This is a genomic window from Leifsonia sp. 10N434 (assembly GCF_056394405.1).
Genome location: NZ_JBFTHV010000002.1, coordinates 509,317 through 522,560 on the forward strand (window position 1 = coordinate 509,317; position 13,244 = coordinate 522,560).

Sequence of the window (13,244 nt, forward strand, 5' to 3'; positions counted from 1 at the left end):
TTTCACAACTGCAAGAATGCATAAATGAACTATTTGCGGAGAGTTCTCAGTTTCGGGTGTCCAGCTCCTCGAGCAGCTTGAGAACCGTGCGCCAGTTGCGGCCCGTCGCCACCTCGCCGACGCTTTTCCAGAAGGATGCGGGCAGCTTCGACTTCGACACCCCCAGCGGACACCACTGGTAGACGGCACGCGTGCCGAGACGCACCAACTCCGGCGCCAGCTCGTCGGCGGGAGGGACCTTCACGCCGTCGGGGAGATCGGCTCCCACGAAGGTCACGACGAGTTTGGAGAAGTCGTCGCCGGCGTCGAGCAGCGGGTTGGCGTCGGCGATCCGCCGGAACTCCTGTTCGGTGATCAACAGGACCCGTGCGGCCACACCGGAGCGCGCCTCGATGCCCGCCTCGACCGCACGGCGCTCGCTCTCCCCTGGCGCGCGATCCGCATCGAACACGATGTTCCCGCTCGCGAGGAACGTTCTGACGTCGACGAGGCCGGCCTCCTCGAAAGCGTCGACGAGCTGCTGCTTCGCGACGCGAGTGGTCGGGCCGACGTTGATCCCGCGCACCAGCCCGACGCCGTGCATCCTCAGCCCTCGATCGGGTCGGCCGCCACGAGCAGAGCCTGCTCGATCGACGCCCGCTCGAACGGGCCGCGGCCGTCGCGGCGGAACTGCGGCTCGTCGAAGGCGACCATCCAGTTCGTGGTCGAGCCGGCGGGCAGATTGACCGAACGCAGGCTCGCGGCGCCCGGCGCCACGATCACCCCGGTGGGCTCGCCGACCCAGTCATCGCCTCCGGCCACCGCCGGCTCGATCACATGCACCTGGACGCCGATGCCGAACCCGGGATCGGACGCCGCGGCGTCGCTACGCTTCTTCATCGCTCAAGCATCGCATCACGAGGGCGTCGATCCGGATTCCCTGGCCGAGCGCCCTCGACGGCGCGAAGCGTCGCCGTTCAGTGCGACGGCGACGGTTCGATCGTCCCCGTCGGCGCGTTGCGTCCCGGGTCGAGGAGACGACGCAGGATGAAGCGCTCGGCGACCGTCCACGCCGTCGACGTCAGGATGTACACCGCGGCGGCGAGCGGGACGAACGCCGCGAACACCACCGTGATGTACGGGAGGAAGGAGAGGGCGCGCACGATGCCCGTCGGCTCCGGCGCCCCCGGCGCCTGCGGCAGTGCGAGCACCCGGCGTGACACGGTCGTGACTCCGGCGATGAGCGCCAGGGTCACGAGGTAGACGAGCATCGCGGGCCAGACCCCTGCTCCGGCGCCGGTGAGCCCCACGAAACTGGTGCCGAGCGGAGCACCGAACGCATGCTCGCTGAGCAGCGTGTTCGCGTGCCCGGCGATCATCGGATGCGTGAAGACGGCGTAGACGAGCGAGATCACCGGGATCTGCAGGAGGAGCGGCAGCATGCCGGCGAAGGGCGAGGCCTTCTCGGTCTGGTACAGCTCCATCGTCTTGCGTGCGAGGGTCTCGCGATCCTTGCCGTGCTTCCGCTGCAGCTCGGCGAGCTGAGGCGCGAGCCGCCGGCGCGTGTACTCCGCCCGCACCTGGCTCACCCCGACGGGGAGCAGGATCGTGCGGACGAGGATCGTGAGGACGATGACGGCGATGAGGCCGCTCGCCGTGCCGGCCAGCGGCTGCACCGCGGTCGAGAGTCCGGTGACGAGGCCGTAGGCCGCGTCGAGAATGGCCGCGATCGGCCCGAAAGAGAAGATGTCCATGGGTGTGTCCCTGCTGTCGAACGGAGAGATGGATTCCGTCTGACCGCGTGCGGCAGGGAGCAGACGCTCCCGCTACGCGGTCTGCAGGGCGTATCCGGGCGCTCGCGGGCGCGGGCGGCCGTCGGCGTCGGGATCGGACTGTGTGAGCAGTCGTGCGCGATCGGCCGGTTCGACCGGCCGCGCCAGGCGCTCGCTCACCTGCAACGAGGTGACGAGGGCCACGAGCGAGCGCAGGCCGGCGGTCGCGAGGATCGCGACGAGTCCGACGGCGCCGGCCATACCCGCCAGAGCGACGAGGCTCGCGGGGCTGGACGCACTGAGCGCCGTCTCGAGCGTCGACGCGACGAGGCGTCCGAGCAGCTCGAGGAAGGTGATCATGGTGACGACGCTAACAAAGAACGGGCGATTCGTCGTGAGGTGTTCGCCGTGGGCGCATCCGTGTCGCAAGGGCCATGATGGAAGCATGACTCGCGTTGCAATCGTCGGTGCCCACGGAAAAGTCGCCCAGCAGCTCATGCGGGTGCTCTACGACAGAGGGGACGACTTCGTCGGCGTCGTGCGGAACGACGAGCACGCGGACGACGTCTACCGCCTGGGCGGCGAGGGGGCGATCGTCGACATCGAGGCGGCGACGGCCGAGCAGCTCGCCGCCGCTTTCGCCGGCTGCGATGCTGTCGTCTTCTCGGCCGGCGCCGGCCCGGGCTCCAGCATCGAGCGCAAACGGACGGTCGATTACGGCGGCTCGGTGAAGTCGATCCAGGCGGCCGTGCTCGCCGGGGTCCGCCGTTTCGTGCAGGTGTCCGCCTGGGGTGTCGACGCCCCTCTCCCCGAGGACACAGAACCGGTCTGGCGAGCCTACGTGGAGGCCAAGCGGGACGCGGACGCGGTGCTCCGGCAGTCCGGACTCGACTGGACGATCCTGCGGCCGGGCGGTCTGACGTCCGACGAGGGCACCGGGCTGATCACCCTCGGCGACAGCGTCGCGCAGGGCCGGATCCCCCGCCAGGACGTCGCTCTGCTCATCGCCGAGTGCATCGACGAGCCGGCGACGATCGGCCACCAGTGGGAGGTCATCAGCGGCGAGACACCGGTCGTCGAGGCGATCCGTGCGCTGACCTCGCCCGCGTAGAGTTCCACCGTGAGCATTTACACAGACCGTCCCTGGGTGTCGAGTTACGCGCCGGGGGTGCCCGCCGAAGTAGACCTTCCTGCCGGATCCCTGGCCCACCTCATCGACGACTCGGTCGCCACCTACGGCAAGCACGTCGCGCTGGAGTTCTTCGGCGCGACCACCACGTACGCGGAGCTCGGCGACCAGATCGCACGCGTCGCGGAGGGACTGCGCAAGAAGGGCGTGCGCAAAGGCGATCGCGTCGCCCTGGTGCTGCCGAACTGCCCGCAGCACGTCGTCGCGTTCTACGCTGTCCTGCGCCTCGGCGCCGTGGTGATCGAGCACAACCCGCTCTACACGCCGCGAGAGTTGCGGCACCAGTTCGAGGATCACGGCGCGCAGGTCGCGATCGTGTGGGACAAGGTCGCGAAGACCGTGCAGGACCTGCCGGCCGACCTGGGCGTCACGACGGTCGTCTCCATCGACATCACGCGCGGGATGCCGGCCTCGAAGCGCATCGCCCTCCGGCTCCCGGTGCGCGCCGCGCGCACCGCGCGCGAGCAGTTGACCACGAAGGTCTCGGGAACGGTCACCTGGGAGACCCTCCTGGCCTCCAAGAAGCTGAAGGCCTCGTACCCGCGACCGGAGCGCGACGATCTGGCGCTCATCCAGTACACGAGCGGCACGACCGGGCAGCCGAAGGGCGCGATGCTCAGCCATCTCAACCTCGCGATCAACGCCGCGCAGGCGCGTGCCTGGGTCCCGGCGATCGAGCGCGGCACCTCCGTCGTCTACGCCGTGCTCCCGCTCTTCCACGCGTACGGTCTGACCCTCTGCCTCACCTTCGCGATGAGCATGGGCTCCCGCCTCGTGCTCTTCCCGAAGTTCGACCCCGACATGGTGCTCGACGTCATCAAGAAGCACCCGGCGACCTTCCTGCCGGCCGTCCCGCCGATCTACGAGCGCCTGGTCGACGCGGCCGAGAAGCGCAAGGTCTCGCTCTCCGGCATCGAGATCGCGATCTCGGGCGCGATGAGCCTCCCGCAGAGCATCGTGAAGCTCTGGGAGAGCAAGACCGGCGGCTATCTCGTCGAGGGCTACGGCCTCTCCGAGTGCTCGCCGGTGCTGATGGCCAATCCGGTCGGATCGACCCGCCGCGAAGCGACCGTGGGACTCGCCCTGCCGAGCACGGAGCTCCGGGTGGTCGATCCCGAGGATCCGTCGAGCGATCGTGCCTTCGGCGAGGAGGGCGAGCTGCTCGCCCGCGGACCGCAGGTGTTCTCCGGCTACTGGCGCAAGACCGACGAGACGGCCAAGGTCTTCACCGACGACGGGTGGTTCCGCACGGGCGACATCGTCACCATGGACGCGGACGGATTCGTGCGCATCGTCGACCGCATCAAAGAGCTCATCGTCACCGGCGGATTCAACGTCTCTCCGAGCGAGGTCGAAGACTCCCTGCGCGCGTTCGAGGGCGTCTCCGACGTCGCGGTCGTCGGCCTGCCGAGCCCGCGCGGCGGCGAGGACGTCGTCGCGGCGGTCGTGATGGAGCCGGGGGCATCGTTCGACGAGGCCGCCATCCGCGCGTTCGCACGCGACTCCCTCACGCCCTACAAGGTGCCGAAGCACGTCGTGCAGGTCGAGGAGCTGCCACGTTCGATCGTCGGCAAGGTCATCCGGCGCAAGGTGCGCGACCAACTCCTCGCGGCGTTCGGGCGCTGACCCGATCTCCCACCGCGTCTCCGGCGAGCGGGACCGATGTCGAGGTTCGCTTTCGCGCCATCTGCGCGTCTCGAAATTGCTAATTGTGGTGGTCTATAAGCCATTTCGAAGAACGAACAGATACGCCGTGCACAGGCCCGCGATCGTCCAACTCACGAGACTCCCGACGAGAAACTCCTCGGCCTTCGATCCTTTTCGGCCGTCGGCACTGATCTCGGGGAAGCGGACGATCCCCTTCGCCGCCAGGAGCCCGACGATGACGGCCTCAGCCCCAAAGAGGCCCAGAGCCGTGATGAGAATTCGTTCGAACGGCCCGATGACCCGGCCGCCTTTCAACGTGGTGGCCGCGTGGTCGTCGGATTCTTCCCGTAGCGCGCTCGTTGTTTCCTCGGCCACCGATGCCAGTTCCCTGGAGCGCAGCGAGAGGGTCCATCGTCGTTGTTGCGGCAATGAGGGCCGCTCCGCGCTGACGGTCCGTCCGAAGGCGGCGCGGCAGATCAGATTCGAAGTGCGGGTGAGCACAAGCACCACAGCCACCGCTCCGAAGAGCAGCTCGAAGGTGAGATGCAGACCGACGGTGTGCGCGTATGTGTTGAACGCTTTCACAAGCGTCGCTTCGTCACGCGCTCCGGCGTCGACAAAGAGGCCAAAGCTCACGAGCACAACGAATGCGATCGCCGCAGCGAGGAACCACCCGTTGCGCGAACGCCGGACGAACTCGCACTCGAGCCAGATCCAAACCCACGCAAAGAGGGCGATCGTCCCGACAGCGAAGGGAGACAAGCCCAGAACAATCAGGCCGAGAGCAGGCAGAACGAGTGCCGCGACGACTCCGGCGATAATCACCCGCGGCGGAATCGTGATATCGCGGCGATCATCATGCGGCTCGGGCATCCCCAACACCCCCATGACTACGTCCACGACCGCGATGGTGAACACGAGAAGGGTCGAGATCATGCTGGAATCACGCTGGAGAACTGTTCGAGGCCCGTCACGAGCGCCGTGCCTCCCGATCGGCGGAGCGTCTGGGATACAGCCGGCTGCGTGATGCGCTCGACTGCCGCCAGCTCCTTCTGCGTCCGTCCCTCGAGCAGACCGGCAGCCAGCCGACGCTCTCGAGCCTTCATGCGAGAGATGATGTGGTCGCGCTGAAGGAGCAACGCGTTGATCGCCGCAGTCATGGTCGCGTCTCCGGAGATGAACCAGGTGCGGAGGTACGGCTGCCCATGCGCTTCAAGCCGGCTACCGGTCGAGATCGCGTCACGCGCCCGCCACCAGGCCGAGCCGTCCTGTATCGACCAGCCGTCACTACTGGATTCCACCTCTCTCGCTTCTCCCTCGCCGATCCCGAATCGGCAATCGATGTCCGTCGGCAACGTCAGTCTTACGAGCGCGGTCGCGGCCAGGGCAGTACCCAGCTCCGCGTAGAGGGCCTGAAACTCGTCGCCGACTGTCGCCCAGAGGGGCAGCTCGGCGGGAAAACGTCGATGCGCGTGTTCGAACTCCGCTCTGATCAAGTCCTGAACCTGAGCTCGATCTGTCAGATGGCGAGAGCCGACGATGTCGACGATGAGCGCGATTTTGGACACAAGTGTCATTATATCGCTTATATTCACCGGATATAAGGAAAAATACCACATCCGTTTGTGCTGGACTGCCCGGCCCCACTGGCGCGGCCGCAGCGAGCCTCAGCCGATCGGGAACACCAGCAGCGAGCCCGTCGCCGTCGCGACCGCCTTGCCCGTCGCATCGGTGACGACGCCGTCGGCGAAGGCGACCCGGTTGCCCGGCTTCGTCACCGTGGCGACGCAGGTCAGCGGACCGGTGCCGGCGAGCACCGGCCGTAGGTAGTTCACCTTGATCTCGATCGAGGTGTAGCCCTGGCCCTGCGGGAGGGTGGTCTGCACCGCGCAGCCGAGGGCCGAGTCGAGAAGCGTGCACACCAGTCCCCCGTGCACCGTGCCGATCGGGTTGTAGTGCGACTCGTCCGGCAGGCACGTGAACGTCGCGGTCCCCGGCCCGACCGCGGTCAGGGACATGCTCATCAGGCTGGTGATCGGTGGCGGCGGGAGCTCGCCGGCGAGCATCGACTGGAGGTATTCGAGGCCGGACATGCTGGGCATCCTCGCGACGCCGGGTGCAGGATCCTGCCATTCGACCACTCGCGTCCGCTCCGTCATCTGCCGTCCTTCTCCTCGTCGTCCGTCTTCTCGGTCACCGGCTCCAGTGTCTCAGCACTCACCGGCGTCTGCCCAGGGGGCAGGTTCGAACGGTCGGGCGAGATGACCGTGCGCCCGGGGCTCGAATCGGGCAGCCCGAAGGTGGGAAGCCCCGCCGGCGTCAGCACCAGCGCGTGCGAGCGCATCGGCAGCGTCTCGCCGCGGAAGTAGTCGGGACGACGCCACCACCAGATCGCCATGAGCACGGCGCCGATCAGCAGGCCGCCCACGCCCACCACGGCCTCGGCTCCGATGCCGAAGATCGTGACGTTCTTGCCGTCGTCGTCGACCAGCCAGTCCGGGGCGGAGAAGCTGATCAGCCCGTAGATGAAGACCGCGAGCAGCATCAGGCCGCCGACGAAGGGGAACACCCCGCGCATCACGATGCTGCGGAACGAGCCGAACAGCGTCTTGCGGTAGAACCAGACGCACGCGAACCCGGTGAGCCCGTAGTAGAACGCGATCATGAGACCGATCGAGCCGATCAGCGCGTTCAGCAGCACCGGGCTGATGAAGGTGAAGATCAGGTAGAAGACCGCGGAGACGATCCCCATTCCGATCGTCGCCCACGTCGGCGTGAGGAACCGGGGGTGGATGCGGGCGAACTTCTCCGGGATGGCCTTGTACGCGGCCATCGAGAGGGCGGTGCGAGCGGTGGGGAGGATCGTCGTCTGCGTCGACGCCGACGCAGAGGTGAGGATCGAGAAACCGAGCAGTGCCATCAGGATCGAGCCGACCACGCCGCCGCCGAACAGTGTCGGCCCGATCGCCGAGAACACGTCGGCCGAGTTCGCCGGGTTGGCGAGTCCGATGCCCTTGTCGCCGACGCCGGCGAAGGCGACGGTCGCGACGGTCACGATGGCGTAGGTGCCGAGCAGGAGCAGGGTGCTGATGATCGCGGCGCGCCCCGGTGTCTTGCCCGGGTCCTTCGTCTCCTCATTGATCGAGACCGCCGTGTCCCAGCCCCAGTAGATGAAGATGGCGGTGAGCATCGCGGGCGCGATGGTCTGGGCGAAGTCGAGCGTGAACGGGTTGAACCAGTCCCACTGCGGGATGAGCGAATACGGCTCCGCATTGCCGGTGTAGACCTTCACGAGCGCGAACACCGCGAAGAAGATCAGGATCAGCACCTCGAACGAGAGCAGCACGTACTGGAGACGGGCCGAGATCTCGATGCCGCGGTAGCAGATCCAGGTCATCACCGCGATCCAGAGCAGACCTGCGATCGTCGTCGCGAACGTGTTGTCCGCGAGCGCCGCCACCCCGGGCAGTCCGAAACTGCCGACGAAGGTGAAGGAGTACGAGCCCGCGACCGCAGCGAGGTTCGCCATCACGATCACATCGGCGACGATGATGCCCCAGCCGCCCATCCATCCGGTGATGGGCCCGAACGCCCTGGTCGCCCAGGTGAAGGTGGTGCCGCAGTCCGGCTCGGCCTTGTTCAGTTCCTGGTAGGCGACGGCGATCAGATACATCGGGACGAAGGCCAGCAGCACGATACCGGGCGCTTTGACGCCGGCGGCGAGGGTGCCGCCGACGACGATGAAGCCGAGGCTCGCGGCCAGACTGTAGGCGGGGGCCGTCGAGGCCACCCCGACGACGACGCTCGAGACGAGTCCTAATGCTCCGTCTTTCAGGCCCTTGGATTCCACGCCCTCCGGCGTTGGCGTACTCGTGGTGCTCATCCTGCACTCCCACCGACTCGGGTCCGCTCGTCGATGAGCGGGCCGGCTGGACTCAGGGTAACGCCGAAAGGCCGGAACGTGCTCAATCCCGGGCGGGATCTCCTGCGAGCCGGCTCAGGCGGCGGCGGGCGGCGAGCTCGGCCTGCGTCGTGTTCCCGAGCAGAGCGCCGGCGCCCTTCAGCACCGCCCCGGTCGCGAAGTCGAGCGGCAGCATGCGCCCGACGGGTGCGCTGTGGAAGCCGAGGAGCTCGCGGTGGGCCGGCGTGAGCGTCGACACGGCGGCCCGGAACAGCACGGGATACGACGGGCGGAGCATCCGGCTCAGCGGCGGCCTGCGGATGAAGCGCACGATCTCGTCGACATCGGGACCTCCGCGCAGCTCACCGGCGTCGGTGAAGGCCTCGAGCTGCGCCCGAAGCTGCGCCATGCTGCGCGGCGGATCCTCGACGCCCATGAGCTCGCCCGCCGTCGCCCACTCGGCGACGTAGGCGTCTCCTCCGCCCGGGATCGGCGCGCCCCAGCGCAGGTGCGCCGCGAGGAAGGAGTCGGTGAAGGCGAGGTGCACCCAGGAGGCCAGCTCGGGGTCGTTCGCCGCGTACGGCCTCAGGGCGCCGTGCCCGTCGCGGTAGGTACCGGCCACCCGCGTGTGCATCGACCTGACCATCTGCGAACCTGCGATCGCCTGCTCGCGCGACCCGAAGGTGACGGTGTGGATCCACCGGATGGTGCCCGCGAGCCGTCCCAGCGGGTCCTCGCGATAGCGCGAGAAGTCGCGGACGCCGGCCAGCGCGCCGGGGTGGAGCGCCTGGAGCAGCAGGGCGCGCGCGCCCGCGACGAGCGTCGGCATTCCGCCGTGCACCGTCCAGGATGCACTGCCGGGGCCGAAGAAGCCTTCGTGGTCCCCGTCGCCGAGGGCGATGATCCAGGCCGGGATCTCGTCCGCCCGGCCGGCGAGGGTCTCGATCAGCCGCGATCGCACCGGGCCCAGCACACCCCGCGCCGGATCCGCTGTGCGCCCGGAAGCCGGGGACTCGCCTGATGCCGTCATCCGGTCATCCGGCGATCTCGAGCCCGAGCCCCTCGACGACCTGCACACCGGGAAGCGCGGCGAGCACCGCGCCCGGCAGCAGGATCTTCGACCGGCGGACGCCGGATCCGATGATCACCACGTCGGTCTCCGCCACGCGGCTGTCGACGAACACCGGCCACTCGGCGGGAAGGCCGATGGGGGTGATCCCGCCGTACTCCATGCCGGTCAGCTCCACCGCTCTGTCCATCGACAGGAACGATGCCTTGCGCACGTCGAGCAACCGCTTGACGGTATTGTTCACATCGGCGCGCGTGGTCGACAGCACCACACAGGCGGCGATCTTCTCGACGCCCTCCCGCTTTCCGGCGACGACGACGCAGTTCGCGAGAGTCGAGGCGTCGAGCCCGAACTGCTCGCGCGTCGCGGCCGTGTCGGAGACGGTGGGATCGATCTCGACGACGCCGACCGCATCGAGGAGGTCGGCGCTGGTGAGCGCGCCCGCCGTGGTCGGTGCGAGCAGTGCGGTGTCGGATGATGCGGGGACGGTGGTGAGACCGCCGAGTGTGAAGACGCCCATGCTCCTAATCTGCATGACGGGCGGCGCGAACGCCAGCCGATCCCGACACCTTCACAGGAGCCTGCGGGCCGGCCGGCGTCCGGCTCTCCCGAACGTCTTCGCGAACCTACTCGGCGCTGCCGGCGCGCTCGAGCACGAGCTCGCGCACGCGAGCGGCGTCGGCCTGGCCGCGCATGGCCTTCATGACCGCGCCGATGACCGCGCCGGCTGCCTGCACCTTGCCGTCGCGGATCTTGGCCAGCACATCCGGCTGCGCCTGCAGAGCCTCGTCGATGGCGGCGATCAGCGCGCCGTCGTCGGAGACGACCGCGAGACCGCGAGCGTCCACGACCTCCTGCGGCGAGCCCTCGCCCGCGATGACGCCCTCGAGCACCTGGCGCGCGAGCCGGTCGGTCAGCGCGCCGGCGTCGACGAGCTTCGCGACCTCGGCGACGTGGGCCGGTGAGACCAGCGAGCCGGCCGGGACGCCCTGGGCGTTCGCAAGACGGGCGATCTCGCCGGTCCACCACTTGCGTGCTGCTGCCGGGGTGGCCCCGGCGGCGATCGTGGCCTCGACCTCGTCGAGCAGGTCGGCGTTCGCGACATCCTGGAACTCGAGGGCGGTGAAGCCCCAGTCGGCCGTGAGCCGCTTGCGCCGCAGCGCCGGCTGCTCGGGCAGCGTACCGCGGAGCTCCTCGACCCACTCGCGGGCGGGTGCGACGGGGACGAGGTCGGGCTCCGGGAAGTAGCGGTAGTCGTCCGCGTCGCTCTTGGGGCGACCGGCACTGGTCGTGCCGGTGTCCTCGTGCCAGTGGCGGGTCTCCTGGATGATGACGCCGCCGGCCGCCAGGATGGCCGCCTGGCGCTGGATCTCGTAGCGCACGGCGCGCTCGACCGAGCGCAGGGAGTTGACGTTCTTCGTCTCGGTGCGCGTCCCCAGCGTCGACGACCCGCGCGGACGCAGCGACACGTTCGCGTCGCAGCGCACGTTGCCCTCTTCCATCCGGGCGTTGGAGACTCCGAGGCCCTTCACGATGTCGCGGATCGCGCGCACGTAGGTGCGGCCGATCTCGGGCGCGTCGGACTCGGCGCCCTCGATCATCTTGGTGACGATCTCGACGAGCGGGACGCCACCGCGGTTGTAGTCCACGAGCGAGTAGTCGGCGCCCTGGATGCGACCGGTCGCGCCGCCGACGTGCGTGAGCTTGCCGGCGTCCTCCTCCATGTGCGCGCGCTCGATCTCCACGGTGATCTCGCGGCCGGACTCGAGCTCGATCGTGACGCGCCCGTCGAACGCGATGGGCTCGTCGTACTGCGATGTCTGGAAGTTCTTCGCGGTGTCCGGGTAGAAGTAGTTCTTACGGGCGAAGCGGCTCGACTCGGCGATCTGGCACTCGAGGGCGAGCCCCAGCCGGATGCTCGACTCGATCGCCTTCTCGTTCACCTGCGGCAGACCGCCGGGGAGGCCGAGGCAGGTCGGGCAGGTGTTCGTGTTGGCTCCGGAGCCGAACTCGTTCGCGCAGCCGCAGAACATCTTCGTCTTCGTGTTGAGTTCGACGTGCACCTCGAAGCCGAGCACCGGCTCGAAGAGCTCGAGCGCCTTGTCGTAGTCCATCAGTTCCGCTTTGGCCATCAGACGGCTCCCTCTTCGCTCGCGAACATCTCGGTGGCGCTCAGGTCGGGTGCCTGACTGAGCATGCTGCCACCCCACTTCTGCTCGAGCAGCTGCTCGAGCGCGGCGCCGATCGTGTACAGCCGCGCGTCGGCGCGCGCCGGCGCCATCAGCTGCAGCCCGACGGGCAGGCCGTCCTCCGGTGCCAGACCGATCGGCAGCCCCATGCCGGGGACGCCGGCGAGGTTGGCGGGGATCGTGGTGATGTCGTTCAGGTACATCGCCATCGGGTCGGCGAGCTTCTCGCCGAATTTGAAGGCCGTCGTCGGCGCGCTCGGGCTGACCAGCACATCCACCTTCTCGAAGGCCGACGCGAAGTCGCGCTGGATGAGGGTGCGCACCTTCTGCGCGCTGCCGTAGTAGGCGTCGTAGTAGCCGGCGCTCAGGGCGTAGGTGCCCAGGATGATGCGGCGCTTCACCTCGGGTCCGAAACCGGCGTCCCTGGTCGCGGACATGACGCGCTCGACCGTGACGGGCGGGTCGCTCGGGTCGACGCGCAGCCCGAACCGCACGGAGTCGAAGCGCGCCAGGTTGCTGGACGCCTCGGCCGGCAGGATCAGGTAGTACGCGGCGACCGCGTACTCGAAGCTGGGGGCGCTGACCTCGACGATCTCGGCGCCGGCGCTCTCGAGCAGCGCGAGCGACTCCTCGAAGCGCTGCGTGACGCCGGCCTGGAAGCCGTCGCCCGAGAGCTCGCGGATCACACCGACGCGAACGCCCTTCAGGGCGCCGTCGGCGAGTCCCGCGCGGGCGGCATCGGCCATCGACGGCCAGCTGTCGGTGAGCGAGGTGGAGTCGAACGGGTCGTGACCGCCGATGACGTCGTGCAGCAGTCCGGCGTCGAGCACGGAGCGCGAGACGGGGCCGACCTGGTCGAGCGAGCTGGCCAGCGCGATCGCGCCGTAGCGGCTGACGCCGCCGTAGGTCGGCTTCACGCCGACGGAACCCGTCACGGCGGCGGGCTGGCGGATCGAACCGCCGGTGTCCGAACCGAGTGCGAGCGGCGCCTCGAACGCGGCGACGGCCGCGGCCGATCCTCCGCCCGAGCCGCCGGGGATGCGCTCGAGGTCCCACGGGTTGCGCGTGGGACCGTACGCCGAGTGCTCCGTGGACGAGCCCATGGCGAACTCGTCCATGTTGGTCTTGCCGAGCGGCACGAGACCCGCCTCGCGGAGCTTGCGCACCACGGTGGCGTCGTACGGCGGCAGCCAGCCCTCGAGGATCTTGGAGCCCGAGGTCGACGGCATGTCGTTCGTGGCGAGCACGTCTTTGATCGCGATCGGCACGCCGGCCAGGGGTGCGAGCTGCTCGCCGGCGGCGCGGCGCTGATCGATCCCGGCCGCGGTCGCCAGTGCCTTCTCGCCCGCGACGTGGAGGAATGCGTGGACATCCTCGTCGACGGACTCGATGCGGTCGAGGTGGGCGCGGGTGGCGTCGACCGAGGAGACCGCGCGCGAAGCGAGGAGGCCGGCGAGATCGGCGGCGGAGAGCCGTGTCAGGTCAGTCATGTCGGGCC

The 13,244-nt window shown here is 68.8% G+C and carries 14 protein-coding genes; 2 read left to right on the forward strand and 12 right to left on the reverse strand.

The window, feature by feature from the left end:
• Positions 1 to 46: 46 nt before the first annotated feature.
• The 4 genes from AC1DB1_RS08140 to AC1DB1_RS08155 all read right to left on the reverse strand — a co-directional run bounded on the left by AC1DB1_RS08140 (position 47) and on the right by AC1DB1_RS08155 (position 2,111).
• Positions 47 to 583: a DUF1697 domain-containing protein gene (locus AC1DB1_RS08140; protein WP_477200379.1), complete on the reverse strand. Its 537-nt coding sequence runs from the start codon at positions 581 to 583 to the stop codon at positions 47 to 49.
• Positions 584 to 585: 2 nt separating this feature from the next.
• Positions 586 to 879 (reverse strand): hypothetical protein, encoded by a 294-nt coding sequence (locus AC1DB1_RS08145; protein ID WP_271178437.1) that lies wholly within the window; start codon positions 877 to 879, stop codon positions 586 to 588.
• Between the two features lie 77 nt (positions 880 to 956).
• Positions 957 to 1,733, reverse strand: coding sequence for a YidC/Oxa1 family membrane protein insertase (locus tag AC1DB1_RS08150; RefSeq protein WP_477200380.1), 777 nt, complete (start codon positions 1,731 to 1,733; stop codon positions 957 to 959).
• Positions 1,734 to 1,805: 72 nt separating this feature from the next.
• The gene (locus AC1DB1_RS08155; protein WP_477200381.1) at positions 1,806 to 2,111 is read right to left on the reverse strand and encodes a DUF6412 domain-containing protein; all 306 of its coding nucleotides are present in this window, start codon (positions 2,109 to 2,111) and stop codon (positions 1,806 to 1,808) included.
• 85 nt (positions 2,112 to 2,196) lie between these two features.
• Here AC1DB1_RS08155 and AC1DB1_RS08160 point away from each other — a divergent pair, with 85 nt between their 5' ends.
• Complete coding sequence (locus AC1DB1_RS08160) at positions 2,197 to 2,862, forward strand: SDR family oxidoreductase (protein WP_477200382.1); 666 nt, start codon at positions 2,197 to 2,199, stop codon at positions 2,860 to 2,862.
• 9 nt (positions 2,863 to 2,871) lie between these two features.
• A complete protein-coding gene (locus AC1DB1_RS08165; protein WP_477200383.1) occupies positions 2,872 to 4,566 on the forward strand; it encodes a long-chain-fatty-acid--CoA ligase in 1,695 nt (564 codons plus the stop codon).
• Between the two features lie 93 nt (positions 4,567 to 4,659).
• On the opposite strand, the gene AC1DB1_RS08170 is transcribed toward AC1DB1_RS08165, so the two are convergent.
• From AC1DB1_RS08170 to gatA, 8 genes are all read right to left on the reverse strand, one after another.
• On the reverse strand, positions 4,660 to 5,523 hold the full coding sequence (locus tag AC1DB1_RS08170) for a hypothetical protein (RefSeq protein ID WP_477200384.1): 864 nt from the start codon (positions 5,521 to 5,523) through the stop codon (positions 4,660 to 4,662).
• Positions 5,520 to 6,155: a SatD family protein gene (locus AC1DB1_RS08175; RefSeq protein ID WP_271178431.1), complete on the reverse strand. Its 636-nt coding sequence runs from the start codon at positions 6,153 to 6,155 to the stop codon at positions 5,520 to 5,522. Before AC1DB1_RS08175 ends, AC1DB1_RS08170 begins: the two co-directional genes overlap by 4 nt.
• 99 nt (positions 6,156 to 6,254) lie before the next feature.
• Positions 6,255 to 6,680: a PaaI family thioesterase gene (locus AC1DB1_RS08180; protein WP_477200385.1), complete on the reverse strand. Its 426-nt coding sequence runs from the start codon at positions 6,678 to 6,680 to the stop codon at positions 6,255 to 6,257.
• A 62-nt stretch (positions 6,681 to 6,742) separates the two neighbouring features.
• Entirely contained in the window at positions 6,743 to 8,470 is a 1,728-nt protein-coding gene (locus AC1DB1_RS08185; protein WP_477200386.1) for an APC family permease, read from the reverse strand.
• A gap of 82 nt (positions 8,471 to 8,552) precedes the next feature.
• Positions 8,553 to 9,518 (reverse strand): oxygenase MpaB family protein, encoded by a 966-nt coding sequence (locus AC1DB1_RS08190; RefSeq protein WP_477200387.1) that lies wholly within the window; start codon positions 9,516 to 9,518, stop codon positions 8,553 to 8,555.
• Between the two features lie 4 nt (positions 9,519 to 9,522).
• Positions 9,523 to 10,077, reverse strand: a complete 555-nt coding sequence (locus AC1DB1_RS08195) for a YbaK/EbsC family protein (protein WP_477200388.1) — start codon at positions 10,075 to 10,077, stop codon at positions 9,523 to 9,525.
• Positions 10,078 to 10,183: 106 nt separating this feature from the next.
• Complete coding sequence (gene gatB, locus AC1DB1_RS08200; protein WP_477200389.1) at positions 10,184 to 11,689, reverse strand: Asp-tRNA(Asn)/Glu-tRNA(Gln) amidotransferase subunit GatB; 1,506 nt, start codon at positions 11,687 to 11,689, stop codon at positions 10,184 to 10,186.
• Complete coding sequence (gatA, locus tag AC1DB1_RS08205) at positions 11,689 to 13,236, reverse strand: Asp-tRNA(Asn)/Glu-tRNA(Gln) amidotransferase subunit GatA (RefSeq protein WP_477200390.1); 1,548 nt, start codon at positions 13,234 to 13,236, stop codon at positions 11,689 to 11,691. Before gatA ends, gatB begins: the two co-directional genes overlap by 1 nt.
• Positions 13,237 to 13,244: the final 8 nt, after the last annotated feature.